The 25,514-nt window shown below is 68.4% G+C and carries 26 protein-coding genes; 13 read left to right on the forward strand and 13 right to left on the reverse strand.

Annotated features, from left to right (window positions below; all coding sequences use genetic code 11):
• Positions 1–128: 128 nt before the first annotated feature.
• The gene (locus HSX14_RS04720) at positions 129–2,030 is read left to right on the forward strand and encodes a sigma-54-dependent Fis family transcriptional regulator (protein ID WP_173178457.1); all 1,902 of its coding nucleotides are present in this window, start codon (positions 129–131) and stop codon (positions 2,028–2,030) included.
• 196 nt (positions 2,031–2,226) lie between these two features.
• Here the strand turns inward: HSX14_RS04720 and phnX are convergent, their stop codons facing one another.
• The 3 genes from phnX to HSX14_RS04735 form a co-directional block, all read right to left on the reverse strand.
• Positions 2,227–3,054 (reverse strand): phosphonoacetaldehyde hydrolase, encoded by an 828-nt coding sequence (gene phnX, locus HSX14_RS04725; RefSeq protein ID WP_173178458.1) that lies wholly within the window; start codon positions 3,052–3,054, stop codon positions 2,227–2,229.
• Positions 3,055–3,076: 22 nt separating this feature from the next.
• Positions 3,077–4,423, reverse strand: a complete 1,347-nt coding sequence (locus tag HSX14_RS04730) for an MFS transporter (RefSeq protein ID WP_173178459.1) — start codon at positions 4,421–4,423, stop codon at positions 3,077–3,079.
• A 220-nt stretch (positions 4,424–4,643) separates the two neighbouring features.
• Positions 4,644–5,813 carry a 2-aminoethylphosphonate--pyruvate transaminase gene (locus HSX14_RS04735; protein ID WP_173178460.1) on the reverse strand — a complete coding sequence of 390 codons (1,170 nt, stop codon included), beginning with the start codon at positions 5,811–5,813 and terminating at the stop codon, positions 4,644–4,646.
• Between the two features lie 120 nt (positions 5,814–5,933).
• On the opposite strand from HSX14_RS04735, the gene HSX14_RS04740 reads away from it, so the two are divergent.
• From HSX14_RS04740 to HSX14_RS04760, 5 genes are all read left to right on the forward strand, one after another.
• Entirely contained in the window at positions 5,934–6,812 is an 879-nt protein-coding gene (locus tag HSX14_RS04740) for a LysR substrate-binding domain-containing protein (protein ID WP_173178461.1), read from the forward strand.
• A gap of 181 nt (positions 6,813–6,993) precedes the next feature.
• On the forward strand, positions 6,994–8,211 hold the full coding sequence (locus tag HSX14_RS04745; protein WP_173178462.1) for a glycosyltransferase family 4 protein: 1,218 nt from the start codon (positions 6,994–6,996) through the stop codon (positions 8,209–8,211).
• A gap of 171 nt (positions 8,212–8,382) precedes the next feature.
• Positions 8,383–9,735 carry a UDP-N-acetylmuramate:L-alanyl-gamma-D-glutamyl-meso-diaminopimelate ligase gene (gene mpl, locus HSX14_RS04750; protein WP_173178463.1) on the forward strand — a complete coding sequence of 451 codons (1,353 nt, stop codon included), beginning with the start codon at positions 8,383–8,385 and terminating at the stop codon, positions 9,733–9,735.
• A 10-nt stretch (positions 9,736–9,745) separates the two neighbouring features.
• Positions 9,746–10,378 carry a flavin prenyltransferase UbiX gene (ubiX, locus tag HSX14_RS04755; RefSeq protein ID WP_173178464.1) on the forward strand — a complete coding sequence of 211 codons (633 nt, stop codon included), beginning with the start codon at positions 9,746–9,748 and terminating at the stop codon, positions 10,376–10,378.
• Entirely contained in the window at positions 10,371–10,670 is a 300-nt protein-coding gene (locus tag HSX14_RS04760; RefSeq protein ID WP_173178465.1) for a YceK/YidQ family lipoprotein, read from the forward strand. The genes ubiX and HSX14_RS04760 overlap by 8 nt, the downstream gene beginning before the upstream one ends.
• 561 nt (positions 10,671–11,231) lie before the next feature.
• Here HSX14_RS04760 and HSX14_RS04765 read toward each other — a convergent pair.
• The 7 genes from HSX14_RS04765 to HSX14_RS04795 all read right to left on the reverse strand — a co-directional run bounded on the left by HSX14_RS04765 (position 11,232) and on the right by HSX14_RS04795 (position 16,634).
• Complete coding sequence (locus tag HSX14_RS04765; RefSeq protein WP_173178466.1) at positions 11,232–11,699, reverse strand: YbaK/EbsC family protein; 468 nt, start codon at positions 11,697–11,699, stop codon at positions 11,232–11,234.
• 25 nt (positions 11,700–11,724) lie between these two features.
• Positions 11,725–12,591, reverse strand: a complete 867-nt coding sequence (locus HSX14_RS04770; protein WP_173178467.1) for an MBL fold metallo-hydrolase — start codon at positions 12,589–12,591, stop codon at positions 11,725–11,727.
• A gap of 59 nt (positions 12,592–12,650) precedes the next feature.
• Positions 12,651–13,262 carry a class I SAM-dependent methyltransferase gene (locus HSX14_RS04775; protein ID WP_173178468.1) on the reverse strand — a complete coding sequence of 204 codons (612 nt, stop codon included), beginning with the start codon at positions 13,260–13,262 and terminating at the stop codon, positions 12,651–12,653.
• Between the two features lie 100 nt (positions 13,263–13,362).
• The gene (locus HSX14_RS04780; RefSeq protein WP_173178469.1) at positions 13,363–14,004 is read right to left on the reverse strand and encodes an oxidoreductase; all 642 of its coding nucleotides are present in this window, start codon (positions 14,002–14,004) and stop codon (positions 13,363–13,365) included.
• Positions 14,005–14,032: 28 nt separating this feature from the next.
• Positions 14,033–15,760, reverse strand: coding sequence for a C13 family peptidase (locus HSX14_RS04785; RefSeq protein ID WP_173178470.1), 1,728 nt, complete (start codon positions 15,758–15,760; stop codon positions 14,033–14,035).
• Between the two features lie 90 nt (positions 15,761–15,850).
• Complete coding sequence (locus HSX14_RS31530) at positions 15,851–16,063, reverse strand: TM2 domain-containing protein (protein WP_021221502.1); 213 nt, start codon at positions 16,061–16,063, stop codon at positions 15,851–15,853.
• 115 nt (positions 16,064–16,178) lie between these two features.
• Positions 16,179–16,634, reverse strand: coding sequence for a MaoC family dehydratase (locus tag HSX14_RS04795; RefSeq protein WP_111261524.1), 456 nt, complete (start codon positions 16,632–16,634; stop codon positions 16,179–16,181).
• A 245-nt stretch (positions 16,635–16,879) separates the two neighbouring features.
• On the opposite strand from HSX14_RS04795, the gene HSX14_RS04800 reads away from it, so the two are divergent.
• The 3 genes from HSX14_RS04800 to HSX14_RS04810 are packed head-to-tail and all read left to right on the forward strand — an operon-like array spanning position 16,880 to position 18,556.
• A complete protein-coding gene (locus HSX14_RS04800; RefSeq protein ID WP_111261523.1) occupies positions 16,880–17,242 on the forward strand; it encodes a CidA/LrgA family protein in 363 nt (120 codons plus the stop codon).
• A 2-nt stretch (positions 17,243–17,244) separates the two neighbouring features.
• On the forward strand, positions 17,245–17,955 hold the full coding sequence (locus tag HSX14_RS04805) for an LrgB family protein (protein ID WP_173178513.1): 711 nt from the start codon (positions 17,245–17,247) through the stop codon (positions 17,953–17,955).
• Between the two features lie 10 nt (positions 17,956–17,965).
• Complete coding sequence (locus tag HSX14_RS04810) at positions 17,966–18,556, forward strand: LON peptidase substrate-binding domain-containing protein (protein ID WP_173178471.1); 591 nt, start codon at positions 17,966–17,968, stop codon at positions 18,554–18,556.
• A 51-nt stretch (positions 18,557–18,607) separates the two neighbouring features.
• Here the strand turns inward: HSX14_RS04810 and HSX14_RS04815 are convergent, their stop codons facing one another.
• Positions 18,608–19,927 carry a bifunctional DedA family/phosphatase PAP2 family protein gene (locus HSX14_RS04815; protein WP_173178472.1) on the reverse strand — a complete coding sequence of 440 codons (1,320 nt, stop codon included), beginning with the start codon at positions 19,925–19,927 and terminating at the stop codon, positions 18,608–18,610.
• Complete coding sequence (locus HSX14_RS04820; RefSeq protein ID WP_173178473.1) at positions 19,924–20,634, reverse strand: DNA-3-methyladenine glycosylase; 711 nt, start codon at positions 20,632–20,634, stop codon at positions 19,924–19,926. Before HSX14_RS04820 ends, HSX14_RS04815 begins: the two co-directional genes overlap by 4 nt.
• Before the next feature lie 114 nt (positions 20,635–20,748).
• Between HSX14_RS04820 and HSX14_RS04825 the strand changes: the two genes are divergently transcribed.
• Positions 20,749–21,600: a class I SAM-dependent methyltransferase gene (locus HSX14_RS04825; protein ID WP_173178474.1), complete on the forward strand. Its 852-nt coding sequence runs from the start codon at positions 20,749–20,751 to the stop codon at positions 21,598–21,600.
• A gap of 102 nt (positions 21,601–21,702) precedes the next feature.
• Here the strand turns inward: HSX14_RS04825 and HSX14_RS04830 are convergent, their stop codons facing one another.
• The gene (locus HSX14_RS04830) at positions 21,703–22,929 is read right to left on the reverse strand and encodes an alpha/beta fold hydrolase (protein WP_173178475.1); all 1,227 of its coding nucleotides are present in this window, start codon (positions 22,927–22,929) and stop codon (positions 21,703–21,705) included.
• A 299-nt stretch (positions 22,930–23,228) separates the two neighbouring features.
• On the opposite strand from HSX14_RS04830, the gene HSX14_RS04835 reads away from it, so the two are divergent.
• Genes HSX14_RS04835 through rsfS form a run of 3 tightly spaced genes read left to right on the forward strand, consistent with a single transcriptional unit; the run spans position 23,229 to position 25,513 of the window.
• Positions 23,229–24,494, forward strand: coding sequence for a glutamate-5-semialdehyde dehydrogenase (locus HSX14_RS04835; protein WP_173178476.1), 1,266 nt, complete (start codon positions 23,229–23,231; stop codon positions 24,492–24,494).
• The gene (nadD, locus tag HSX14_RS04840; RefSeq protein WP_111261516.1) at positions 24,494–25,138 is read left to right on the forward strand and encodes a nicotinate-nucleotide adenylyltransferase; all 645 of its coding nucleotides are present in this window, start codon (positions 24,494–24,496) and stop codon (positions 25,136–25,138) included. The genes HSX14_RS04835 and nadD overlap by 1 nt, the downstream gene beginning before the upstream one ends.
• A 21-nt stretch (positions 25,139–25,159) precedes the next feature.
• The gene (rsfS, locus tag HSX14_RS04845) at positions 25,160–25,513 is read left to right on the forward strand and encodes a ribosome silencing factor (protein WP_111261536.1); all 354 of its coding nucleotides are present in this window, start codon (positions 25,160–25,162) and stop codon (positions 25,511–25,513) included.
• Position 25,514: the final 1 nt, after the last annotated feature.

The raw sequence follows: 25,514 nt of genomic DNA on the forward strand, positions 1-25,514 counted from the left end.
GTACAGCCATTGACCGGTGGGTCATCCGGCGATTGCAAAGCCGCCTGCGCTGGTGGATGCTGCGGCGATGCGGGTGCCCACCAGGGCACGGGCTGCCTCCCGCAAGCCCGCAATGGAGAACGACAAGAATGCACGACCACCTGAGCCGCCACGCTCGGCAAGTGCTGACCGTGGCGCAAGGCAAGGCCCAGTCCAGCGGGCCCGCCGCCGATCCTTCCATCGCTCGCTCCTGGCTGCGTTGCCTGGAGGACTACCACCTCGACCCGGCCCTGCCCATGGCGCCGACCGTGCTGGAGCATGCGCGCATGCTCGAATGCCGCGAAGGCATGCAGCAGGTGCTGGAAATCGCCAGCGGCGAGATGAGCAGCCTCTACCACCAGCTCTCCGGTGCCGGCCATGCGGTACTGCTCACCGACGCCCGGGGCGTGATCCTCAACTGCGTGACCGCCGCTGCCGAACGCCAGGCCTTCGAGCGTGCCGGCCTCTGGCTGGGCGCCGACTGGAGCGAGGCCCGCGAGGGCACCAACGGCATCGGCACCTGCGTGATCGAGCGCCAGGCGCTGACCATCCACCAGGACGAGCACTTCCGCAGCCGCCACACCGGACTCACCTGTTCCGCCAGCCCGGTGTTCGACCCGCAGGGCGACCTGCTGGCGGTGCTCGACGTGTCGTCCGCGCGCCACGCCGTCTCGCGGCAGAGCCAGTTCCACACCATGGCGCTGGTCAACCTCTCGGCGAAGATGATCGAGAGCTGCTACTTCCTGCGCCGCTTCGAGGGCGAATGGCTGCTGCGCTTCCATTTGCAGGCCGAGTACGTGGGCCTGTTCAGCGAGGGGTTGATGGCCTTCGACGGTGAAGGGCGCATCCGTGCGGTGAACCAGAGCGCCATCAACCTGCTCGACAGCTCCCGCGAGCGCCTGCTGGGGCAGAGCGTGGAAGCCTTCTTCGACTGCCGCCTGGACGACCTGCTCGGCCGTGCCCAGCCGCAGCCCGCCGCCAGCTGGCCACTGCGTGCACGCAATGGCCGCGCGCTGCATGCCGTGCTGCGTGGCCAGCCCCGCGTGCTGCCGCAAGTGGTGCCGCCCCGTGCGAAACCCGCCGTGCCCGGCCTGTGCCTGGGCGACCCGGCACTGGCCGCCGACTTCCGTCGCGCACTCAAGGTGTACGAGCGCGACGTGCCGTTGCTGGTCAACGGCGAGACCGGCTCCGGCAAGGAGGCCTTCGCCAAGGCCGTGCACCTGGCCAGCTCCCGCGCCGAACGGCCTTTCGTCGCGCTCAACTGCGCGGCCATCCCGGAATCCCTGATCGAGAGCGAGCTGTTCGGCTATCGCGGCGGCAGCTTCACCGGCGCGCGCAAGGAAGGCATGCGCGGCAAGCTGCAGCAGGCCGACGGCGGCACCCTGTTCCTCGATGAAATCGGCGACATGCCCCTGGCCTTGCAGACCCGCCTTTTGCGCGTGCTGGAGGAGCGCCAGGTGGTGCCCATCGGCGGCGAGGCCCAGGCCGTGGATGTGCGCATCATCAGCGCCACCCACCGTGAACTGGGGGCTCGCGTGGCCGATGGCAGCTTCCGCGAAGACCTCTATTACCGCCTCAATGGCCTGGTGATCGACCTGCCGCCCCTGCGCGAGCGCAGCGACCGCCCCGAGCTGCTCGACCACCTGCTGGACGAGGAAGCACGCGGCCAGGCCATCCGCCTGGAACAGGACGCGCGCCAGGCGCTGCTCGACTACGCCTGGCCGGGCAACGTGCGCCAGCTGCGCAATGTGCTGCGCACCCTGGCGGCCCTGTGCGAGGACGGCCGCATCCGCCTCGGCGACCTGCCTGCCGAGCTGCGCCGTGCCGCCGAGCCCGCCCCCCTTGCCGAATGCATGGCGCACCCGCTGGAGGATGCCGAGCGCAGCGCCTTGCTCGCCGCCCTGGAAAGCCAGCGCTGGCACATGACCCGCACGGCGGAGCAACTCGGCATCAGCCGCAACACCCTGTACCGCAAGCTGCGCAAGCACTCGATCGAGACGCGCAGCCTGTAGGGGCGGCTTCAGTCGCCCGCCGTACATGAAGAACCCGCCGATTGGCGGGTTCGTTCATTGCGCGATCCGACCGGGTGCAGGGTGGATGGCGCTCTTTTCATCCACCAGCGGTGCTACGTGTGACACCGAGTCGGGGCAGCCCTGCGGGCTGCTTGGCGATTGAAATCGCCCCTACAGGGTGCCCTCGGCGGTTTCTTCACACGCCCTGGGGCATCTCGCCACGCTTGAGCCGCGCGTTGATGTCGTCGATCACCTTCGGCAGGTCGGCGATGGTGTCGATCAGGTAGTGCGGGCGGGCGCCTTCGAACTGCTGGGCGATGCGCGCGCGTTCCTGGTCCAGCTTGCCGGCAGGCAGCGCCTTGAACTGTTCCCAGGTCAGGCCCAGGGCGTTGCCGGAGCAGGTCAGGGCGACGGTCCACATGCCGGCGCTGCGGCCTTCGAGGATGCCCGGCCAGGTGTCGTCCACCTTCACGCAGGCGGCCACGTCGCTGACGCCCAGGGCGATGACGTTGGCCAGCGCCTGGGCCGGGTGCGGGCGGCCGTTGGGGACTTCGTCCGTGGCCACCACATGGTCGGCGACATAGCCGTTCTCCTGCGCCAGCTCCACCACCTTGGCCATCACCGCCGCCGGGTAGCCGGAGCAGGAGCCGATCCTAAGCCCCTTGCCACGCAGGCTGGCGATGGCCTCCAGGGCGCCGGGGATCAGCGCCGAGTGCAGGGCGATCTTCTCGATCTGCAGGGGCATGAAGCGCTCGTAGATCGCGGTGACGTCCTCGTCCGTGGGCAGGCGGCCGAAGGCGGCGCGGTAGCGCTCGGCGATGGCGGGGATGTCGCACAGGGTGCGGATGTGGTCCCACTTGCCCATGCCCATCGGGCCCCGGGCTTCCTCCAGGCTGACGGTGACACCGAACTCGGCGAAGGCCTCGACGAAGATCTGCGTCGGCGCGAAGGAGCCGAAGTCGACCACGGTGCCGGCCCAGTCGAGGATGGCGGCTTGCAGGTGGGTGGGGTGTTGGTAGTTCATGGGTGTCTCCTTGGGGGTGAAGTCAGGTGCGGGTGCCGAGGGGCTGGCCGCCATGGGTGGGGGAGGGGATGAGCCCGTCGAGGACCTTCAGGGTCTTGGGCCGGCTGTTCCAGAACGGCACCAGCATCAGGCTGGCGAGCAGGGCCGCGACGGTGAAGCCGATGAACACGGTGGTGGTGTCGAAGTAGCCCGGCAGCAGGCCGCCGAGGATGGCGCCGACCGAGCCACAGCCGTTTACGAAGCCGGCTGCGGTGCCGGCCGCTTCGGTGGTGCCGAAGTCGATGGCGGCGGAGCTGCTGATCATCGAGTCGGGGCCGTAGAGGGTCAGGCCCATCATGAACAGCAGGCCGACTACCAGGTACAGGCTGCCGCTCTGCATCGCGGGCACGAACAGCCCCAGGCACAGGGTCAGCGCCACCAGGCTGATGACGCAGGCGGGCATGCGCCGCGCGCCGAACCAGCGGTCGGAGGCGATGCCGATGAGGATGGGCCCCACCAGGCCGGCCACCTCGAAGGCGGTGGGCACGATGGCCGAGGCGACCTTGCCCACGGCGGGCATGCGCTCGTAGACCATCATCGGGCCCCACAGCAGGATCGCGTAGCGCGCCGGCTTGAGCAGGAAGTAGGCGAGGCCGAGGACCAGCACCGTGCGGTTGCCCATGATCTTGCGCAGCGAGACCCAGTGGCTGTCGCGCTCGATCTTCAGCTCGCGCGAGGTCTTCACTTCCATCTCGACCGGCTCCAGCCCCACTTCCTCGGGGCGGTTGCGCTGCAGCAGCCAGAACAGCACCGCCACCACCAGCACCACCGCCGCGCTGGAGACGAAGGCCGCGCGCCAGTCGCCGAACACCTGGTACGCCCACCAGCCGGCGAAAGGTGTGGAGACCAGGCCGCCGAAGGCGTAGCAGGTGCTCCAGTAGCCCAGCACCCGGCCGCGCTCGCGGGTGGCGAAGAAGCAGCCGATGTTCTTGCACAGCCCGCTCCAGCCGGTGGACTGCGCCAGGCCCTGGATCACCATGCAGGTGGCGAAGATCGGCAGGGTGGCGAAGGTGCCCATGGCCAGTGCGGCGAGCGCGGAGACCAGCAGGCCGCCGAAGACGATCACGCGGGGGCCGAAGCGATCGGCGAAGATGCCCCAGGTGAACTGGCCGATGGCGTAGGCGGTGAGATAGAGGGCATCGAGGTTGGCCATCGCCGACTTGTCGAGCTCGAAATCGACGTCTTCGCCGATGCCCAGCTTGGCCACCGAGAAGGCCTTGCGGGTGAAGTAGAAGGCGGCATAGGCCAGCCAGGTGATGAGGAAGATCTGTACACGCCAGCGGTGGATGGATTTCCACCCGTGCTGGAAGACACCTGCAGCGTTGTTCATGGTTCTGACCCCTGTGGGTTGGCGACAGTGCGTGAGGGAGGCTGTTGTTGTTCTTGGTACTTCCTGGCTGTCTAAACGCCTGGCCTGGTCAGAAGGGCAGAGGCCGTGCGTCAGGCATGGTGCTGATCGTCTCGGGTGGGCGGGCTCCTCGCCGGCGCGGCCGGCTGACGCGGAAAAAGAGGCCGCCCGCTCGGGTAGGCGGGCGGCCCAAGGGGGCGGGTCAGGCCGCCGTTTTCTCGAGGGTCACGCCCATCGCCTGGAGGGACTCGGCGATGGCGCGCAGCAGCTGGCGGACGATGGGCTCGTCGATCTGGCCGATGCAGCCGATGCGGAAGCTCTCGGCCTGGGTCAGCTTGCCGGGGTAGATGACGAACTGGCGGGCCTTGAGCTCGTCGTAGAAGCGCTTGAACTCGAAGGCCGGGTGCTCGGGGCTGAAGAAGGTGGTGATGATCGGCGACAGCCAGCGGTCCTCCAGCAGCGTCTCGAAGCCCAGCTCGCGCATGCCGGCCACCAGCACGTCGCGGTTGCGCGTGTAGCGCGCCAGGCGGCCCTGCACGCCGCCCTCGGCCGCGTGCTGTTCCAGCGCTGCGTGGAAGGCCACCACGCTGTGGGTGGGTGGGGTGAAGCGCCACTGGCCGGTGCGCTCCATGTAGCGCCACTGCTCCAGCAGGTCGAGGCTCAGGGAGTGGGCGCGGCCGGCGGACTCCTCCAGCAGGTCGCGGCGGATGATCACGAAGCCGAAACCGGGGATGCCCTCGATACATTTGTTGGCCGAGGACACCAGGACATCGAACGGCACCTCGTCCACCGTCAGCGGCACTGCGCCGAAGGAGCTCATGGCGTCGACGATCAGGCGCTTGCCATGAGCCTTCACCACGGCCGCCAGCTCACGCAGGGGGTTGAGGATGCCGGAGCTGGTCTCGCAGTGGACCAGGAACACGGTGGTCACCTCGGGATGGGCGCGCAGCAGGGCGTCGACCTCGTCCGGCTGCGGCGGCAGGTAGTCGCCCTTGTCCAGCGCGATATGGGCGCGGCCCAGGTAGTCCAGGGTCTTGGCGGCGCGCTGGCCGTAGGCGCCGTTCATCAGGATCAGCGCCTTGCCGTCGCGGGGGATGGCGGTGGCCAGGGCTGCTTCCACCGAGAAGGTACCGCTGCCCTGCAGGGGCACGCAGGCGTAGCTGTCGTCGGCTACCCCGGCCATGGCCAGCAGCTGCTGGCGGATCTCGGCGGTGACGCGGTTGAAGTCGGCGTCCCACGAGCCCCAGTCGCGCAGCATGGCCTCCTTGGTGGCGCGCGAGGTGGTCAGCGGGCCGGGGGTCAGCAGGTAGGGCTCGCCCTGGACCGGCGCGGCGAGGGGCGTATGTGATGCGGGGAATTCGGCGTGGCTCATGATCGTCTCCAGCAGATGCGGGTGGGCGGGACTGGCGTCGATCAGACCAATTCATGGTTAATAACTGAAATCGATTTATGGTATTTCACTGACAAGCAGAGCTTATTTATCGGAGGGGCGATGTCGGTTTCCCAGGCGCAGCTCAAGGCCTTCCACGCCGTGGCGGTGCACGGCAACTTCACCCGCGCGGCGGAACAGTTGTGCCTCAGCCAGCCGGCGGTTTCCGACCAGGTGCGCAAGCTGGAGGAACGCTTCGGCGTGCTGCTGTTCAACCGCAACAAGCGCTCGGTGCAGCTCACCGAACTGGGCGAGCGCCTGCTGGCCATCACCCAGCGCCTGTTCGCTGCCGAGCGCGAGGCCGAGGAACTGCTCACCAGCTCCCGCGCCCTGCAGAGCGGCAGCCTGACCCTGGCGGTGGACGCGCCCATGCACCTGCTGCCCTACATCGCGCGCTTCTGCGAGCGCTACCCGGGCATCCGCGTCAGCCTGGTGACCGGCAACACCGACGAATCCCTGCGCCGGCTGTTCGACTACCAGGCCGACTTCGCCGTGCTCGGCCGCCCGGTGGACGACGAGCGCCTGATCGCCCACGTGCTCAGCAGCGGCCCGCTGGTGGCCTTCGTCGCCGACGCCCACCCCTGGGCAGGACGCGACTCCATCTACCTCGCCGACCTGCACCAGACGCCGCTGGTGCTGCGCGAACAGGGCTCCATGACCCGGCAGATGCTGGAAGACGAGATGCACCGCCTGCACCTCGAAACCCGCACCGCCATCGAGGTGGAAGGCCGCGAAGCGGTGTTCGAGATGGTCGTCGCCGGCCTCGGCGTCGGCATCGTCTCCGCCGCCGAACTCGGCTCCAGCCGCGGCGTGCACGTGCTGCCGATCCTCGACTTCGAACCACGCATGACCGAGACGCTGGTGTGTTTGAGGGAGCAGGGGGCGAGGCGGGTGATGGGGGCGTTTTTGGAGGTGGTGGGGATCAAGGGCGCTACGTCCTGATTTCTTACTCAGGCTATTGATCACCCGTTCGTGAGCCGCATCACGCGGCCCGCTTTCCTTGCTCCCCCGTCCCGGTTCATCCTTCGCCTGTGGCGTAGTGCCATGATTTTCTGCCGCTTCTCGCCTGGGCAAATCCGAGGGGTGGCAGCCATGGAAGACCTGCAAAAGGAGTTGCGGCGGGATGCGCGTGCTGTTCATTCACCAGAATTTCCCTGGCCAGTTCCGTCATCTCGCGGCTCACCTGGCGAAGCGGGACGATGTCGAGGTCCTGGCCATCGGTCGTGAGCAGGCGCCGGGCCTGCCGGGTGTGCGGTTGTTGCGCTACAAACCCCATCGCAAGGCGAGTGCGCAGACGCACCCTTATGTGCGTACCTTCGAGGATGGCGTGCTGCATGGCCAGCAGGTGCTGCGCCTGTTGCTGGACCTGAAGGGCAAGGGCTACCGGCCGGATGTGGTGGTCGCCCATCCCGGCTGGGGAGAGAGCCTGTATGTGAAGGAGGCCTTCCCCTCGGCGCGGTTGATCCATTTCTGCGAGTACTACTACCAGGCCCGTGGCGCCGATGCCGGCTTCGACCCGGAGTTTCCGCTCGATACCAACGGCGCCGCGAGCATCCGCAGCCGCAATGCGCTGCACCTGCTCAACCTGGAGAACTGCGACCTCGCCATCACGCCGACGCACTGGCAGCGCAGCGTGCACCCTGCGGCTTACCGCGAGGGCATGCGGGTGATCCACGAGGGCATCGATATCGCCGGGCTGGGCCCCGATCCCGAGGCGAGCCTGCAACTGCCCGACGGCCGGGTGCTGAAGGCCGGACAGCCGATCCTCACTTATGTGGCGCGCAACCTCGAGCCTTACCGGGGCTTCCATAGCTTCATGCGGGCCTTGCCGCGTATCCTCGCGGCGCACCCGACCTGCCAGGTGGTGGTGGTCGGAGGCGATGAGGTCAGCTACGGCAGCCGGCCCAGGGGCGCCGCCAACTGGCGCAGCAAGCTGCTGGCGGAGAACCCGGTCGACCTGCAGCGGGTGCACTTCCTCGGCAAGGTGCCCTATGCCACCTACAAGCGGGTGCTGCAGGTTTCCGCCGCGCATATCTACCTGACCTACCCCTTCGTCCTGTCCTGGTCCCTGCTGGAGGCCATGGCCAGCGGCTGCCTGGTCATCGGCTCGGACACGGCGCCTGTGCGCGAGGTGATCGAGGATGGGCGCAACGGCCTGCTGGTGGATTTCTTCGATACCGAGCGGATCGCCGAGAAGGCCCTGGCGGCGCTGGCCGAGCCCGAGCGCTTCCACGCCCTGAGGCAGCAGGCGGCGGCCAGCGCACGGGGTTATTCGACCGACGACGGTGTAGCTGGCTACCTGAAGGTGCTGGGTCTCGACGAGGTCATGGCTCCCGCCTGAACAAGGGGGGCGCTTGCAGGGCATCGCCTCGAATTCGCTGTGCGTCCCGGGGAATGAAACCGCCGTCCGGCCCTCTACATATGCCGCAGGGCCGGGCTCCGGGCGGGGCCGCTGTGCTAACCTGCGACAAGTTTTTTTCGGGCTCCCCCAGCCCGTTTCCAGAGGTCATCCATGCATATCCATATCCTCGGCATCTGCGGCACCTTCATGGGTTCGCTCGCGGTGCTGGCCAAGGAACTCGGCCATCGCGTCACCGGCTCCGACGCCAACGTCTACCCGCCCATGAGCACCCAGCTGGAGGCCCAGGGCATCGAGCTGATGCAGGGCTACGACCCCGCGCACCTGGACCCGGCGCCGGACCTGGTGGTGGTGGGCAACGCGCTGTCGCGGGGCAACCCGGCGGTGGAGCATGTGCTGAACAAGGGGCTGCCCTATGTTTCCGGCCCGCAGTGGCTGGCGGACCATGTGCTGCAGGGCCGCTGGGTGATGGCGGTGGCCGGTACCCACGGCAAGACCACCACCACCAGCATGCTGGCATGGGTGCTGGAGCATGCGGGCATGAGCCCGGGCTTCCTCATCGGCGGGGTGCCGCAGAATTTCGGCATCTCCGCGCGCCTGGGTGGCACGCCGTTCTTCGTGGTGGAGGCGGACGAGTACGACAGCGCCTTCTTCGACAAGCGCTCGAAGTTCGTCCACTACCGTCCGCGCACGGCGATCCTCAACAACCTGGAGTTCGATCACGCGGATATCTTCCCCGACCTCGCGGCCATCGAGCGGCAGTTCCACCACCTGGTGCGCACCATCCCCGGCGAGGGGCTGATCATCCATCCCACCACCGAGCCGGCCCTGGTGCGGGTGCTGGAGATGGGCTGCTGGACGAAGGTCGAGACCACCGGTGAAGGCGGCCAGTGGCAGGTGCGCCTGCTCAGCGAGGACGGCTCGCGCTTCGAGGTGCGGTTCGACGGCAAGGTGCAGGGCACCGTGGAGTGGAGCCTGACTGGCCAGCACAACGTGGCCAACGCCCTGGCGACCCTCGCCGCCGCGCGCCATGTCGGCGTGGTGCCGGAACTGGGCATCGCCGCGCTGAGCGCCTTCCGCAACGTGAAGCGGCGCATGGAGAAGGTCGCCGAGGTCAAAGGCGTGACGATCTACGACGACTTCGCCCACCATCCCACCGCCATCGCCACCACCCTCGACGGCCTGCGCAAGCGCGTGGGCGAGGCGCCGGTGATCGCCATCATCGAGCCGCGTTCCAACTCCATGAAGCTCGGCGCCCACCGCGACGGCCTGCCGGAGAGCGTGGCCCAGGCCGACCAGGTGATCTGGTACGCGCCGCCGAACCTGGGCTGGGACCTGGCCGCCACGGCCGTCGCCTGCCCGGTACCGGCGGTGGTCTGCGATTCGCTGGAGGCGATCATCGAGCGCGTCAAGGGCCAGGCACGCCCGGGCACCGAGGTGGTGATCATGAGCAACGGCGGTTTCGGCGGCCTGCACGGCAAGCTGGCCAAGGCGCTGGAAGGCTGAGGACGACGACATGAGCGGACCCGAACGCGTCACCCTGGCGATGACCGGCGCCTCCGGCGCCCAGTACGGCCTGCGCCTGCTGGACTGCCTGGTGCAGGAGGATCGCGAGGTGCACTTCCTCATCTCCAAGGCCGCTCAGCTGGTGATGGCCACCGAGACCGAGGTCACCCTGCCGCCCAAGCCGCAGTCGATGCAGGCTTTCCTCAACGAGTACACCGGCGCGGCGCCGGGGCAGATCCGCGTCTACGGCAAGGAGGACTGGATGGCCCCGGCGGCTTCCGGTTCCGGCGCGCCGGGGGCGATGGTGGTGGTGCCCTGTTCCACCGGGACGCTTTCGGCCATCGCCACCGGTGCCTGCAACAACCTGATCGAGCGCGCCGCGGACGTGGCGTTGAAAGAGCGGCGCAAGCTGATCCTGGTACCCCGCGAGGCGCCGTATTCCAGCATTCACCTGGAGAACATGCTCAAGCTCTCCAACCTCGGCGCGATCATCCTGCCGGCGTCCCCTGGCTTCTATCACCAGCCGCAGACCATCGATGACCTGGTGGACTTCGTGGTGGCGCGCATCCTCAACCTGCTGGAAATCCCCCAGGACATGCTGCCGCGCTGGGGCGAGCATCACCTGCAGAGCAGCGATGACTGAGCGCCGGATTCTGAGCCTCGGCGTCGTTGCGTTGCTGCTGGCGCTCCAGGGCTGCGCCGCCGTGCGCACCCTGGACGCGGCCAAGCCCGGCGCGCCCATCATCTACTCCGGCACCCGGCTGGACTGGTACTCCCTCAATGGCGGTTGCTGCCCCATGGACCGTTTCGGCGCCGAGGCGCCGGGCTGGGCGGCGTTCGACCTGCCGTTCAGCGCGTTGCTGGAGACGCTGTTGCTGCCCTTCGCGGTGGCGGCGGAACTGGGCGTCGGGTTGGGCGTGACCGGCGGGAATTGAAGCACTCTGCAGGGGCGAATTCATTAGCTCTGTCTGCGTTAGCTGTTGCGGATTCAACGAAAGTCTCAAGAGCGGCGCTTTCAGGGCCCTTCTGGACTCCTGGCACACCCACCGCATGGGTTTCGCTTCGCTCTACACCATCCTACGAAAGTTCGTGCGCACCACGTGGCGATGCGCTGGACGAAGAACGTTGGAGCAGCCGCCAACGCCCCTCCAGGAGGCCGAACGCAGTCGTTGCGCAGGGGGACGAGTGGCATGGATGCCACGAGAGGCGCGACTGGCCATGGATGGCCCTTCGCGCCGGCCCCCGGAACTACGACGGAGTGAGGGCACCCGACGCAGTCGGGCCGGATGATGGGGCAAGCGTTTTTGGTTTCTTTTTTGGCGATTGAAAAAAGAGACTCGCCCGGGGGGCGAAACCAGAAGCATCAGCAAAGCTCGACAATCAGCTGGGCTCGAAACCTTCTAGCAACACTTAACGTAGACAGAGCCAATCATTCGCCAATCGGTCCGAAGGACCGACCTGCGGTGCCTACAAAGGGTACATATGAGCGGTGGGCGTCAAGCCGGTTCCTGGCAGACGTCCACCCATTGCGCGGCGACCAGTTCGGCCATGTGCTGCGGGGCGATGCGCACGGCGCTGTGGATGGCGCCGGCGGCGGGGACCACTTCGTCGAAGGCCTGCAGCGACAGGTCGCAATAGACCGGCAGCGGGGTCGCCAGGCCGAAGGGGCAGACGCCGCCGACGGGGTGGCTGGTCAGTGCCTGCACGGTCTCGGCGTCGAGCATCTTGGCCTTGGCGCCGAAGGCTTCCTTGAACTTGCGGTTGTCGATGCGCGCATCGCCCCGTGCCACTACCAGCAGGTTCTGCTCGCCGACGCGGAAGGCCAGGGTCTTGGCGATGCGCCCCGGTTCGACACCGTGGGCCTCGGCGGCGAGGGCGACGGTGGCGGTGCTGGTTTCCAGTTCGATGATGGTGAGTTCGGGAGCCTTCTCGGCGAGGAAGGCGCGAACGGATTCGAGGCTCATGAAGGCTCCTTGGTTTCCTGTCGGCTCAGGCGGCCAGCTGGTGCACGGCGGCGAGGCTGTCGTCGAGGCCATAGCGGCCCTTGTCGTCGCGGGTCACGCGGCCCATGGCGACGTCCGGGTCGTGGGTGAAGAGCAGCCGGCCATTGCGTTCCAGCAGGCTGGCGAGCAGGGCTTCCTTCTCTTCGATCAGGCCTTCGGGGAAGCGGTCGTAGCCCATGGTGATGGGCAGGTGCACCCAGGGCGCGCCGGGAATCAGGTCGCCGCTGAACACCACCGGGCCGTCGGGCATGGCGATCTCCGGCAGGAGTTGGCCGGGCGTATGGCCGTCGCTCCAGTGCAGGCGCCAGTCCGGGCCTAGGATCTCGGCGCCGGGCTGCTCGTCGATCAGCACCAGGCGGCCGCTGGCCTCCAGCAGTTCGAGCATTTCCGGGATGTAGGAGGCGCGGTCGCGCGGGTGCGGGTTGCAGGCGCGCTGCCACTGGCGGCGGCCGGTGACGAAGCGCGCGTTGGGGAACAGCAGGCGTGCGGGCTGGCCTTCTTCCCAGGCGGCGAGCAGGCCGCCGGCGTGGTCGAAGTGCAGGTGGGTGAGCAGCACGATGTCGATGTCGGCATCGGACAGGCCGGCCTCGGCGAGGCTGTCGAGCAGCACGTGGCGGTCTTCCTGCACGCCGAAACGGCGCTTGAGTTCGGGCGAGAAGAAGGCGCCGATGCCGGTCTCGACGAGGATGTTGCGCTCGTCTTCCTGCACCAGCAGCGCGCGGCAGCCGAGGTCGATGCGGTTTTGCGCGTCCGGCTGCATCCAGCGTTCCCAGAGGGCGCGCGGGGCGTTGCCGAACATGGCGCCGCCGTCGAGTTTCTGGCTGTTGCCGGTGAGCGAGGTGAGGGTACGCATGGGGCGGTTCCGGGCTGGCTTTCAAGCGGCCAAGGCTAACCCGGTTGCGGGGGCTCTGGTCAATCCGCCCAGCCGCGATAGACGAAGGTCATCGGGCGCGGGCCCTGCAGGTAGCCGGTGTGCAGTTCGCGGATGGCGAAGCCGCCGGCTTCGATCAGGCGCGGGATGTCGCGGTTGAGGTGGCAGCCGCCGGCCAGCGGCTTCCACAGGGGTGTGAGGCGGTGCTGCCAGCGCACCACCGGTGCGTCCGGGGCCAGGCCGTGTTCGGCGAACAGCAGGCGACCGCCGGGCTTGAGCACGCGGCGCATCTCTTTCAATGCCGCGGCGGCGTCGGGGATGGTGCAGAGGGTGAAGGTGCAGACGATGCTGTCGAAGCTGGCATCGCCGGCCTGGATCTCGCCCAGCTCCAGGGCGATGGTTTCCACCGGAATGGCGATGGCGGCGGCGCGCTGGCGGGCCAGGGCCTGCATCTGCGCGGCGGGGTCGACGCCGATCACCACCTGCACCCTGGCCGGGTCGTAGAAGCCGAGGTTGAGACCGGTGCCGATGCCGATCTCCAGCACCCGGCCTTCGGCTTGGGGCACGATCTTCGAGCGGGTCTTCATCACCTCGCCCATGCCGCAGGCGTAGTCGATCAGGCGGGGCAGGACGTGGCGATCGTAGAAACCCATGGCGGCGGCCCGTGGTGGTGGCGAGGCGTCCAAGGTAGCAGGGGCATCCCCGCGTGGCGCGGGGATTTCGGCCAATGGCGGGAGGATTCCCGCCCGGGGGTCAGCGGCCCAGGCGGCGCAGTTCGTCCGACTCCACGACACGCGTGCCCTGGTCGGTCTCCAGGGCCAGGCGCCACAGTGCGCGGGCCAGGGTGCAGGCGCCGATGCCGCGGTACTTGCCCGGCAGCCAGCGCATGAAGGGCGCGGCCAGGCGTTCGCCGAGGCGGAATTCGCTGCGCGGGCCGAGCAGCAGGGACGGGCGCACCAGGGTCAGCTGCGGCCAGTCCTGGGCCTTGAGCGCTTCCTCCATCTCGCCCTTGGTGCGGTTGTAGAACACCGAGGAATTGGCGTCCGCGCCCAGTGCGCTGATCACCAGGTAGTGACGGGCACCGAGCTCGCGGGCGCGGGCGCCGACGGCGAGCACCAGGTCGAGGTCGACGGCGCGGAAGGCTTCCTGGGAGCCGGCCTGGCGGATGGTGCTGCCGAGGCAGCAGAAGGCGGTATCCACCGGCCCCTGGAGGTGCGGCAGGAGCGCGGCGAGCTCGCCCACCGGGTTGTCCAGGCGTGGGTGGTCGGCCAGGGGGCGACGGGTCGGTGCGAGCACCCGCTCCACCGTGGGTTCGTTGAGCAGTCGGTCGAGCAGGTGTTCACCGGTCAGGCCCGTGGCGCCGGCGAGCAGGATGTGCTGGGGCGTCAGATGCATGCTGTTTCTCCGCTGTTACAGCTTGAGCTTAGTGGCTGGCGGCGGTTTTGCCGGCGGCCGTTGCAGGTTGTGCGGCGAGCGCTTGCCGGGCCTGCCCGGCGCGCAGCTTGCTCCAGTGGGCGAGCACCGGCTTGGGGGCCCAGATCTGTGGTTCGGACGGTTCGAAGCCGTCGGCCTTCTCCCATTCGGCAACCTCGCTGCGGGCGAGTTCGAAAGCATGTTCCAGGTCGTCGGTCTGGTTCAGCGCGTCGGCCAGCAGCGCGCGTCCGAAGTAGGTGAACTCGTTGTCGTCGGAGCAGCCGAAGGACACCCGGTCGGCACGCGCGGCGGTCATCACCAGGGTCTTGTCGTCCTTGAGCGCGGGGATGAAACCGCCGGAATAGCAGGCGGAGATCACCACCACCTTGTGGCGATCCTTCAGCGGGGCCAGCACCGAGGCCAGCTCGCTGGCGGGCAGGTCGGCGAGCTGCAGGCCGGGTTGTTCGAGGGCCAACTGATGGTCGGCGGAGCCGTGGCTGGTGAGGTAGATGAACACCAGGTCCTCCGGGCCGCTGCGCCGGGCGATGCCCTGGATCGCCCGGGACAGGCTCTCGCGGGTGGCCATAGGACGGTCGGCCATGTGGTCGCGGTGGTTGATCAGGGTGATGTGGCCATGGGCGCCGAAGCGCTGGTCGAGCAGGTTGGCGACGTAGTCGGCCTCGCGCAGGAACACGCCCTGGCGGCCGTCGCCCCCCAGGCTCAGGGAGTACAGCTCCACCGCCGGGGTGGAGGCGGGCAGCGCATCGATGGCGGCGTCGAGCAGGCGGCCCTGTTCCAGCAGGCCGACTTCCAGCGGGTTGGGCAGTGCCTTGCCGGCTTCGTCACGCACGCGCCGGCCGCCGCGCCAGGTGCCTTTTTCCTGGCCACCGTCGGCCAGGGCGAGGGTGCCTTCGCCACTGTAGCGGCCGCCTGCGAAGCCGCCCTGGTAGCGGCTGCCATCGGCGAGGGTCAGGGTGCCTTCGCCCTGGTAGCGCCAGTTGCGGAAGGCGCCGACGTAGCGCTCGCCATCCGCGCCCTTGTACTCACCCTTGCCGGTCAGGGCGCCGCCCTTGAACTCACCGCTCCACACCGAGCCTTCGGCGTTCTGGTAGCGGCCCTTGCCATCGAACAGGCCGTTCTTGAACCCGCCGCTGTAGAAGCCGCCGTCGGCGCCCTGGTAGTCGCCTTCGCCCTCGAGCTGGCCCTGTTTGAAAGGTCCGGAATAGCGCGAGCCGTCGGCGTCGGTGCGTACGCCCCGACCGGTCTGCTCGCCGCGCTTGAACTGGCCCTGGTAGCTGCTGCCATCGGGCAGTTCGAGCTTGCCCTGGCCGTGGTAGCGGTCGTCGCGGAAGGTGCCGCTGTAGACCATGCCTTCCCGGCTGAGCGTGCCTTCGCCGCTGAACTGGTTGGCCTTGAATGCGCCGTCGTAGGAGGTGCCGTCGCTGTAGGTGAGGCGGCCATTGCCTTCGAACAGGCCGTTGCGGAACTCGCCCTGGTAGTCGACGCCATTGGGCGCGTGCCAGGTGCCATGGCCGTTGGGCTGGCCGTCCTTGAACTGGCCTTCGAACCAGGTGCCGTTGCTGTAGTCCAGGCGCCCCGGGCCTTGCAGCAGGCCGTCGACCACGGCGCCTCGGTAGCGCGAACCATCGGGCAGGCGGGCGTCCGGCGGGGTGAGGGGTTCTCCGTCTCCGCAGGCCGAGAGGAGCAGGGCGAGCGCGAGGGGCAGCAGCGGTTTCATCGACAGTCCCTTGAGGGTGGATACGGCTGTTGCAAGTGTGGCGTAAAAAAGCCCGCTATCGCGGGCTTTTCTTTTCATCCGTACCGTGGCTCAGGTCCACTGGGTGATCTTGTTGCCCTGTTTGTCGGTGAAGGCGCCGACGATGATCATGATGAAGTCGATCAGGGTCCAGATGCCCAGGCCGCCGAGGGTGAGGATCTGCAGGATGGCGGTGCCGATCTTGCCGGCGTAGAAGCGGTGCGCGCCGAAGGTGCCCAGGAAGAAGCACAGCAGGAAGGCCGGGAGGATGCGTTTTTCGGTCATGAAACTGTCCTTGTCGAGAGAAGAGGGTGCCGAGTGGCGGGCGGCATTCTAGCGAACGCGGTGCTGCCGAGGCGAGTGGCGGGAGAGAGGCCGGCGGCGGGCCGCCGGCGTTGTTTCAGACGAAGCAGAGGCTCAGGGATTCGGCGATGTAGGCAGGCTTGGCCTGGCCTTCGATCTCCAGGGTGGCGCGGGCCTTGATCAGCCACTGGCCGGGGTTCTTTTCGGTGACGTCCATGATGGTGAGCGCCAGGCGGACGCGGGAGTCCACCTTCACCGGCTGGATGAAGCGCACGCTGTCCAGGCCGTAGTTGATGCCCATCTTCATGCCTTCGGGCAGTACCAGCAGGCCTTCGGTGAGGACCGGGATCAGCGACAGGGTGAGGAAACCGTGGGCGATGGTGGTGCCGAAGGGCGTGTGCTTGGCCTTCTCCGGGTCGACATGGATGAACTGGTGGTCGCCGGTGCATTCGGCGAACTGGTTGATGCGTTGCTGGTCGATGGTCAGCCACTCGGAGTGGCCCAGGTCCTTGCCTATGTAGTTCTTCAGTTCGGATACAGGTACGAACGGCATGCTTCATCCTCCGTGGACGTGGTTTGTTGTTCTTCTTGCCGGGTCTTTGGCCGACCCTGGATTCATCGCCGTCTAGATCAGCATGGGCACGGGGCGGGGGTCAAGCAGGCATGGCCCCTGCGAATGGCGGGTTATAGCGAGGGTGGCGAGCGGGCCTATAATGGCGCGATCCTGGCAACGACCGCTCTGCAGCGGGCCTTGCACGCGTCTCGTCCAGGGCTTACCTGACCTATCCGGAGATTTTCATGCTTTTGCGCGGCCTGACCTGGCTGGTGCTGTTCCAGTTGCTCGGCACCGGGATCAACGCCCTTTTCCTGCACATGCTGCCCGGGCCCATCATCGGCCTGGTGCTGCTGTTCCTGTTCCTCGTCGCCCGTGGCGAGGTGGGCGAGCCGCTGTCGGTGGCCTCCAGCAGCCTGCTGCGCTACCTGCCGTTGCTGCTGGTGCCGCCGGCGGTGGGAGTGATGGTGTATGCCCAGGCGATCTGGGCCGACTTCTGGGCGGTGGTCGGCGCGCTGGCGCTGTCGGTGTTCTTCTCGATGCTGTTCGTGGGCTGGCTGATGCAGCACCTGATCGACCGCAAGGCTCGCCAGGAGGATCGCCCATGAGCATCGACTGGCACGGGGCCTGGCAGGCCATCGCCCACCATCCGCTGTTCGGCGTCGGCCTGACGCTGGCGGCCTACCAGCTGTCCATCTCCCTGTACGAGAAGACCCGCCTGATGTTCCTGCAGCCGGTGCTGGTGTCCATGGCCCTGGTGATCGCGGTGCTGGTGCCCCTGGGCATCGGCTACGAGGAGTACCGTCAGAGCACCACGCTGCTGACATTGCTGCTCGGGCCGGCCACCGTAGCGCTGGCGGTGCCGCTGTTCCTCAACCTCAAGCGCATCCGCCAGTTGTTCTGGCCGACGCTGATCACCCTGTTCATCGGTGGCCTGGTTGCTACGGTTATGGGTGTGGGCCTGGCCTGGGCCTTCGGTGCCGAGCACATGATGCTGATGACCATGGCGCCGAAGTCGGTGACCTCGCCCATCGCCATGCTGGTGGCCGAGCAGATCGGCGGGGTGGCGGCGCTGGCGGCGGTGTTCGTGCTGATCACCGGCGTCATCGGCGCGACCCTGGGGCCGGAGCTGCTGCGTCGTATCGGTGTGCGCCATCCGGCGGCACAGGGCATGGCGCTGGGCATCACCGCTCACGCCGTGGGGACTGCGCGGGCGTTGCAGGAGGGCGAGGAATGCGGCGCCTTCGCGGCGCTGGCGATGAGCCTGATGGGTGTGGCCACCGCGGTGCTGTTGCCGCTGGCCGTTGCGATGGTCGTATGAGGTCGTGTCGATGAATCTGCCGCTGTTTCCGCTCAATACCGTGCTCTTCCCCGGCTGCGCGCTCGACCTGCAGCTGTTCGAGGCGCGCTACCTGGACATGATCGGCCGCTGCATGAAGCAGGGCACCGGTTTCGGCGTGGTCTGCATCCTCGAGGGCGAGGAGGTGGGCGAGGCGGCGAGCCGTTTCGCCGGCACGGGTTGCGAGGCGGTCATCCGTGATTTCCAGCAACTGCCCAACAGCCTGCTGGGTATCCGCGTGGAAGGCGGGCGCCGCTTCAGGGTGACCCGCGCGGAAGTCCGGCCGGACCAGCTCACGGTCGCCGACGTCCAATGGCTGGACGAGGCCGAGGAGCGCCCGCTGCTGCCCGAGCACGCCGACCTCGCCGCGTTGCTCAACGCCCTGGCCGAGCACCCGCTGGTGCAGGGGCTGGGCATGGGCGGGCTGTCCAATGGGCAGCAGGAGCTGGCCAACCAGTTGTCCTACCTGCTGCCGTTTTCCCTCAAGGAGAAGCTGGAGCTGCTCACGCTGGGCGACCCCGAGCAGCGCCTGAGCCACCTGCAGGGGCTGCTGGACAAGCTGCAGGGCGACATGATCGCCTGAGCCGCCCCGCCTCTCCTTTCCCGGGCTGAAGCCCGGGCTACCGGCTCCCGGTCACTTGTAGCGGTACATGGCCAGGGCTTCGGGCAGCGCCCAGGTGGCGATGCCGCCGAGCAGCGCGATGCAGGCCGGCAGCACCAGCCACCAGACCCGCGCGCTCATCGCCGGCATCGGCTGGTCACGCTGCAGGATGGCCAGCCAGGCGGCGCAGATGCAGCCGGCCAGCAGGGCGCCGGCGAGGATGTCGGTGGGCCAGTGCACCCCCAGGTAGACCCGCGACAGGGCGATCGCCAGCGCCGGCAGGCACGCCAGCAGCAGCCAGGTCAGGCGCATGCGCGCGGGTTGCGAGCGCCCGGCCAGTACACCGAGCACGAGGAAGAAGGCGAAGGCCGCCGAGCTGTGGCCGCTGGGGAAGCTGAAGGTGCCCAGCGGCTCGGCCAGCACCTCGGGGCGGGCGCGGGCGAAGAGTTGCTTGAGGCCGCCGTTGGCCAGTGCGGTGCATAGCAGGGTGGCGCCGGCGAACACCGCGTGGCGCCATTGCCGGGCCACCAGCAGCACGCCGGTGAGCAGGGCGCCGACGATCAGCTGGGTGCGGAAGTCGCCGAGGCGGGTGACCAGCACCATGAAGCTGTCGAGGGTGTCGTTGCGCTGCTCCTGCACCAGTGCCATCAGGCCCTGGTCGAAGTCGTGCAGGTACGACCAGCCGAAGAACAGCCCCGCCAGCAGTACCAGGCTGAGGCCGGCGGCCAGGGGCGTCGCCCAACGCTTCTCGCGCAGGCTGCCCTGGAGGATCAGCAGCAGCATCCCCAGCACCGCGACCACCACCACGGCGGCTTCCTTCCAGAAGCCTTCCGGCAACGGCAGGCGGAAGGCGGCGCCGGTGGCCCAGCCGGGCAGCAGGTAGGCCACCGACCAGCCCGCCGCAGCGACCAGGCTCACGGCGATGAAGCGCGGCAGCGGCATGTCGAGCATGCCGGCGACCATGGGCAGCATCGGTCGCAGCGGGCCGATGTAGCGGCCCACCAGCAGGCTGGCGACGCCGTAGCGGTTGAAGTAGCTCTCCGCCCCCGCCAGCCATTCCGGGTGGTGGCGCAGGCCCGGCAGGCGGCGGATGTTCTGGTGGAAACGGCGGCCCAGCCCATAGGAAATGGCATCGCCCAGCAGGCCGCCGAAGTAGCCTAGCAGCAGCGTTTCCCAGAGCCCCAGCGCGCCGCTGCCGGCCATGGCGGCCACGGCGAACAGCAGCACGGTGCCGGGCACGATGATCCCGGCGATGGCCAGGCATTCGACGCAGGCGATGATGAAGATGGCCAGGCCCAGCCACTGGGGATGGGCGCCGAGCCAGGTGGTGACGGCGTCGAGCCATTCGCTCATGGGGTCGTTCCTTCGATCAGGTGATAGTGCTGCCCTTGGACCTGCCCGCGCCGCAAAGGGTTGCGCGTGCAGTGGCGGGCGTAGCCGGCGTCGACGAAGCGGTAGGGCAGGTGCTCGTCGCGGCCACGGGGTATGCCGAGGCGGGTGGTCTGGATGATCTGCCCGGGGCGCTCGCCAACGTCCTCGACGAACAGTCGCGCCAGGTCGAAGCGCTGCGCGTCCCACTCCTTCACGCGCAGGGCGAGCGCCTTGCACAGCAGGGTCTGGCCGGCGCAGAGGCGCTCCGGCGGGCGGGGGATACCGTTGGCATCGGGGTTGTTGCGCTGCATGGCGAGCAGCGCCTCGGGGCCGCAGATCGCGTCCTGCCAGGGGTAGGCGGACTTGATGAGCACGGCGTTGCCGGGGCCCTGGGCGCTGAAGTTCAGCGAGTCGCCGCCGCGTGCGTAGTACATATAGATGTGGCCACCATCGAGGAACAGCGCCCGGCGTTTCTCGGTGTAGCCAAGGGAGGCGTGGCTGCCTTTCTCGGCGCAGTAATAGGCTTCCGTCTCGATGATGCGGGCCGACAGCCAGTGCTCGCCGACCCGGTGGCGGATCACCTTGCCGAGCAGTTCGCGGGCCAGCAGTTGAGCGTCACGATCGAAGAATCCATCGCCCAGCGGGCGGGCGCCCGGCCAGGGCAAACTTAGGGTGGGAACGGTCGGCATGGGCTGTCTTGGGCGTCCTCGGCGGCTTAGGCTGGCGATTATACGTAAGCCTCGCCGGCCGGCAGCTGAACGGCTGGATGGGAAATACCAAGAAAAACAATAAAGAGTCCTGCCATGTCCAGAGCCGCCCGGGCCGACAGCGCCCACATCACGCCCAGCGCCCACTACACCGGCTACGTCTGGTACCGCCACCACCTGGCCGACCCGGCGTTCGCCACTTCTTTCGGGCGCTGGGTGCATGGCCTGCTCAGCCCCATCACCTGGGGCGCGCGAGTGGGCTTCGGCCTGGACATCGAGAGTTTCCTGCTGCAACGCCATTTGCTGATCGACGCCCGCCTCGACGCGGCCATCGGCAACGGCACGCCGCAGGTGGTGGAGATCGCCTGCGGCCTGTCGCCCCGGGGCCGGCGCTTCTGCGAGCGCTACCCGGAGCTGCGCTACCTGGAGGCCGACCTGCCGCCCATGGCCGCGCGCAAGCGCCTGCTGCTGCACAGCGAGGGCTGGCTCAACAGCCGCCACCAGGTGCGCGCGGTGGACATCCTCGCCAGTGAGGGCGGGCAGGGGCTGGAGGCCCTGTTCGCCGGGCTGGACCGGCAGCGACCGGTGGTGGTGATCACCGAGGGGCTGGTGAACTACTTCGAACTACCGGTGATCGAGGACTTCTGGCGTCGCCTGGCCGACCAGTTGCGCGCCTTTCCCGCCGCCACCTACCTCACCGACCTCTATCCCGACCTGCGCGAGCATCCGCGCTACCGCCAGCTGCGCTGGGGCGTGGACCTGGTGGGGCGCTTCACCCGCGGCAACTACCCGCTGCACTACCGCGACAGCGCCGCCATCATCGATGGCTTCAACCGCTGCGGCTTCCCCCGGGTGCAGGTGCTGGACCCGCAGGTGGACGGCGCCGAGCTGGGCCTGCGCATGGGGCGGTGGCCCACGCTGGTCCGCGTCGTCGAAGCCTCCATCTGAAAAGTGACAGGTGACAAGTGGCAAGCCACAAGCCACAAGTAACAAGCCAGAAGCCAGAAGCTTCAAGCAGACTCCTGGCTTCCAGCTTCCAGCTTCCAGCTTTCAGGCCGCTGCCGCCGCCATCTGCCAGGGGCCGACCTGAGCGGCGAGGGCGGCGCTGGCGTCGGCATCGACATGGGTGAAGACCAGCGACAGCGCATCGCCCTGGCGACGCAGCGGCAGCAGCTCCAGGTCCGGCAGTTCGCCGGCGCGCAGGCGCCAGCCCCGCGCGGGCAGGTCCGTCGGCAGGTCGCCATGCAGCCGGCCGCCGAAGAAGCCCAGCTCGCTGATCTCCACGGCCAGTTCGCCCAGTTGCGGGTGGAACAGGCGGCCGTTGCGGTCCCGCGGGGCGAGCCGGGGTTCCTGGCGTTTTTCCAGGCTGCCGAGCATGCCGCGCGCGAGGCGGGTGGAGCCGGGGGCCAGCTGCGGCAGTGGGCGGCCCTCGAAGAAGGGGACGTAGAGGCGCGAGCAGGCGTCGCGGCGTTCGAACTGGGCCAGGTGGTCGCCGTGCTCGATGAGTGCGCAGTCGGCGTCGGCGCAGGCGGCGGCGAATTGTGCGTGCTCCCAGGGTTGGGTGAAGTGATCGTATTCGCCGGCCAGCACCAGGGTCGGGCAATCCGGGTGCCGGGTGAAGCCGCCGAAGTCCAGCAGGCGCCGGCTGTTCTGCCGGTAGCGCTCCTGCTCCACCGGCGACAGGCGCTGCAACTGGCGCAGCATGGCCTTGCGAAAGCCCGGGGAGATGCCGGTGGCGTCCAGGCGCAGGGGGTTGATCAGGCCGATCAGCACACCCTGGGCGAAGGCCGCGAGGTTGCCTTCGGCGAGCATCAGCAGGCCTTCCTCCAGCAGCGCGCGGGCACCGTCCCGGCCGAAGGCGGTGATGCCGGCCAGCAGCAGGCGCTCGCAACGCTGCGGGTGGCGGCTGGCGAACAGCGCGGCCAGGGCCGAGCCGTAGGACAGGCCGATGGGCATCAGGGGCGGGAGGGCCAGTTCCTCGGCGAAGTCGGCGATCAGGTCGGCGAGCTGCTCCAGCCCCAGTTCCGGGGCCAGCTGCAGGTTGCCGCCCTGGCCGGGCAGGTCGAGGAGGATGACCGGGTGTTCGTCCAGCAGCTCTTCCACCTCGGCGGCGAAGGAGCGGAAGCTCTGGAACGCTCCGCCGAGCATGAGCACGGGCGGGCGGGTGTCGTCGGGGTGGCGGGACCAGGCCTGGTAGTGCAGGCACCAGGGGCCTATGTGGAGCCTCTCGGGGGGCGAGGCGAGCAGGTCTGCGCTGTATCCGGTGCGATAGTGCATGGCGATCCTCCGGCGCTCGGGCGCCTTCTTGTTGTTCTCGCCGCGAGTCGGGGCGCGGTGGCACGAGCTCAAGGTAAACATCGGTGACGATTTTGTTTACCCAACCTTCGGGCGGCACAAGGCCAGTATTTTCCGCCGGGTGTCACCGTATCCCCTGCAAGCGCGGGCCCTGGCGGCTGTGGCGGTGCCGCGCCGGCACCGCGGGACGTGCTGTCTACCATCCGCCCGGCGCCGCTGGGCGTGGCGGGGCGCGCGGGCTATAATCGCCCACTTTTCCCAACTGCCAGACCGCCGAGACCATGACCGAGTCCGTTCTCGATTACATGACCCGCCTGGGCCGCGCCGCGCGCGCCGCCTCGCGCGTGGCCGCCCGTGCCAGCACCGCGCAGAAGAACCGCGCCCTGCTGGCCGCCGCCGATGCACTGGACGCCGCCCGCGCCGAGCTGTCCGCCGCCAACGAGCAGGACCTGGCCAATGGCCGGGCCAATGGCCTGGAGCCAGCCATGCTGGATCGCCTGGCGCTCACCCCGGCACGCATCGACGACATGATCGAGGGCCTGCGCCAGGTGGCCACCCTGCCGGACCCGATCGGCGAGATCCGCGACATGCGCTACCTGCCTTCGGGCATCCAGGTGGGCAAGATGCGCGTGCCGCTGGGCGTGATCGGCATCATCTACGAGTCGCGCCCGAACGTGACCATAGACGCCGCCAGCCTGTGCCTGAAGTCCGGCAACGCCACCATCCTGCGTGGCGGCTCCGAGGCCATCCATTCCAACCAGGCCATCGCCGCCTGCATCCAGAAGGGCCTGGCCGACGCCGGCCTGCCGGCCGAGCTGGTGCAGGTCGTCGAAACCACCGACCGCGCCGCCGTGGGCGCGCTGATCAGCATGCCGGAGTTCGTCGACGTGATAGTCCCGCGCGGCGGCAAGGGCCTGATCGAGCGCATCAGCCGCGAGGCCAAGGTGCCGGTGATCAAGCACCTGGACGGCATCTGCCATGTCTACATCGACATCGCCGCCGACCTGGACAAGGCGATCCGCGTCGCCGACAACGCCAAGACCCAGCGCTACGCGCCCTGCAACACCATGGAGACGCTGCTGGTGCATGCCGGCATCGCCGAGCGCGTGCTGCCGCCGCTGGCCGCCATCTACCGCGACAAGCAGGTGGAACTGCGTGGCGACGCCGCCACCCGCGCGCTGCTGGGTGGCGACGTGCTGGAGGCGACCGAGGAAGACTGGCGCACCGAGTACAACGCGCCGATCCTGTCGATCCGCATCGTCGCGGGCCTGGATGAGGCGATCGAGCACATCAATACCTACGGCTCGCAGCACACCGACGCGATCATCACCGAGAACTTCAGCGACGCCCGTCGTTTCCTCACCGAAGTGGATTCCGCCTCGGTGATGGTCAACGCCTCGACGCGCTTCGCCGATGGCTTCGAGTACGGCCTGGGCGCGGAGATCGGCATCTCCACCGACAAGCTGCACGCCCGTGGACCGGTCGGCCTGGAAGGCCTGACCAGCGAGAAGTACGTGGTGTTCGGCGACGGTCACGTGCGCACCTGATGGGCAAACGCATCGGTCTGTTCGGCGGTACCTTCGATCCTGTGCACATCGGCCACTTGCGTGGTGCGCTGGAGGTCGCCGAGCTGATGGGGTTCGACGAGTTGCGCCTGATCCCCAGCGCCAGGCCGCCGCACCGCGAGACGCCGCAGGTCAGCGCGGCCGATCGCCTGGAAATGGTCCAGCGCGCGGTGGCCGACCTGCCGCCACTGGTGGTGGACGATCGTGAGCTCAAGCGCGACCGGCCGTCCTGGACCATCGACACCCTGGAGTCGCTGCACGCCGAACTCGGCGCCGACGACTCGCTGTACCTGCTGCTGGGCTGGGATGCCTTCTGCGGCCTGCCGGGCTGGCACCGTTGGGAGGAGCTCCTGGAGCACTGCCACATCCTGGTGCTGCAACGGCCGGACGCCGACAGTGAACCACCGGAAGCCCTGCGCGACCTGCTGGCGGCGCGCAGCATCGCCGATCCCCTGGCCCTGGCCGGGCGGGGCGGACAGATTTCCTTTGTATGGCAGGCGCCGCTGGCGGTTTCCGCCACGCAGATCCGCCAGCTGCTGGCCACCGGGCGCTCGGTACGCTTCCTCGTACCCGACGCGGTGCTGGCCTATATCCATGAGCACGGCCTGTACCGTGCGACGAACTGATTGATCGAGGTAGAAGAACCGATGCAAAACGAAGAACTGGTCAAGGTCGCCATCGCGGCCCTGGAAGACATGAAGGCCCAGGACATTACCACCATCGATGTGCGCGGCAAGACCAGCGTCACCGACTTCATGGTGATCGCCAGCGGCACCTCCAGCCGCCACGTCAAGTCGATCGCCGACAACGTGCTGGAGAAGGTCAAGGAACAGGGCCAGCGCCCGCTGGGCAGCGAAGGCCTGGACAGCGGCGAATGGGCCCTGCTGGACCTGGGCGATGTGGTCGTGCACGTGATGCAGGTCGCCACCCGCCAGTTCTACGACCTCGAGCGCCTGTGGCAGGGTGCCGAGCAGAGCCGCGCCCAGCATCCCCAGGAATAAC

It is taken from the genome of Pseudomonas tohonis (genome assembly GCF_012767755.2).
Lineage (GTDB): Bacteria > Pseudomonadota > Gammaproteobacteria > Pseudomonadales > Pseudomonadaceae > Metapseudomonas > Metapseudomonas tohonis.

Excerpts from the sequence above, each read along its gene's own strand:
- HSX14_RS04720 (WP_173178457.1), top strand. The coding sequence starts at position 129 with ATGCACGACCACCTGAGCCGCCACGCTCGGCAAGTGCTGACCGTGGCG.
- phnX (WP_173178458.1), bottom strand. The coding sequence starts at position 3,054 with ATGAACTACCAACACCCCACCCACCTGCAAGCCGCCATCCTCGACTGG.
- HSX14_RS04730 (WP_173178459.1), bottom strand. The coding sequence starts at position 4,423 with ATGAACAACGCTGCAGGTGTCTTCCAGCACGGGTGGAAATCCATCCAC.
- HSX14_RS04735 (WP_173178460.1), bottom strand. The coding sequence starts at position 5,813 with ATGAGCCACGCCGAATTCCCCGCATCACATACGCCCCTCGCCGCGCCG.
- HSX14_RS04740 (WP_173178461.1), top strand. The coding sequence starts at position 5,934 with ATGTCGGTTTCCCAGGCGCAGCTCAAGGCCTTCCACGCCGTGGCGGTG.
- HSX14_RS04745 (WP_173178462.1), top strand. The coding sequence starts at position 6,994 with ATGCGCGTGCTGTTCATTCACCAGAATTTCCCTGGCCAGTTCCGTCAT.
- mpl (WP_173178463.1), top strand. The coding sequence starts at position 8,383 with ATGCATATCCATATCCTCGGCATCTGCGGCACCTTCATGGGTTCGCTC.
- ubiX (WP_173178464.1), top strand. The coding sequence starts at position 9,746 with ATGAGCGGACCCGAACGCGTCACCCTGGCGATGACCGGCGCCTCCGGC.
- HSX14_RS04760 (WP_173178465.1), top strand. The coding sequence starts at position 10,371 with ATGACTGAGCGCCGGATTCTGAGCCTCGGCGTCGTTGCGTTGCTGCTG.
- HSX14_RS04765 (WP_173178466.1), bottom strand. The coding sequence starts at position 11,699 with ATGAGCCTCGAATCCGTTCGCGCCTTCCTCGCCGAGAAGGCTCCCGAA.
- HSX14_RS04770 (WP_173178467.1), bottom strand. The coding sequence starts at position 12,591 with ATGCGTACCCTCACCTCGCTCACCGGCAACAGCCAGAAACTCGACGGC.
- HSX14_RS04775 (WP_173178468.1), bottom strand. The coding sequence starts at position 13,262 with ATGGGTTTCTACGATCGCCACGTCCTGCCCCGCCTGATCGACTACGCC.
- HSX14_RS04780 (WP_173178469.1), bottom strand. The coding sequence starts at position 14,004 with ATGCATCTGACGCCCCAGCACATCCTGCTCGCCGGCGCCACGGGCCTG.
- HSX14_RS04785 (WP_173178470.1), bottom strand. The coding sequence starts at position 15,760 with ATGAAACCGCTGCTGCCCCTCGCGCTCGCCCTGCTCCTCTCGGCCTGC.
- HSX14_RS31530 (WP_021221502.1), bottom strand. The coding sequence starts at position 16,063 with ATGACCGAAAAACGCATCCTCCCGGCCTTCCTGCTGTGCTTCTTCCTG.
- HSX14_RS04795 (WP_111261524.1), bottom strand. The coding sequence starts at position 16,634 with ATGCCGTTCGTACCTGTATCCGAACTGAAGAACTACATAGGCAAGGAC.
- HSX14_RS04800 (WP_111261523.1), top strand. The coding sequence starts at position 16,880 with ATGCTTTTGCGCGGCCTGACCTGGCTGGTGCTGTTCCAGTTGCTCGGC.
- HSX14_RS04810 (WP_173178471.1), top strand. The coding sequence starts at position 17,966 with ATGAATCTGCCGCTGTTTCCGCTCAATACCGTGCTCTTCCCCGGCTGC.
- HSX14_RS04815 (WP_173178472.1), bottom strand. The coding sequence starts at position 19,927 with ATGAGCGAATGGCTCGACGCCGTCACCACCTGGCTCGGCGCCCATCCC.
- HSX14_RS04820 (WP_173178473.1), bottom strand. The coding sequence starts at position 20,634 with ATGCCGACCGTTCCCACCCTAAGTTTGCCCTGGCCGGGCGCCCGCCCG.
- HSX14_RS04825 (WP_173178474.1), top strand. The coding sequence starts at position 20,749 with ATGTCCAGAGCCGCCCGGGCCGACAGCGCCCACATCACGCCCAGCGCC.
- HSX14_RS04830 (WP_173178475.1), bottom strand. The coding sequence starts at position 22,929 with ATGCACTATCGCACCGGATACAGCGCAGACCTGCTCGCCTCGCCCCCC.
- HSX14_RS04835 (WP_173178476.1), top strand. The coding sequence starts at position 23,229 with ATGACCGAGTCCGTTCTCGATTACATGACCCGCCTGGGCCGCGCCGCG.
- nadD (WP_111261516.1), top strand. The coding sequence starts at position 24,494 with ATGGGCAAACGCATCGGTCTGTTCGGCGGTACCTTCGATCCTGTGCAC.
- rsfS (WP_111261536.1), top strand. The coding sequence starts at position 25,160 with ATGCAAAACGAAGAACTGGTCAAGGTCGCCATCGCGGCCCTGGAAGAC.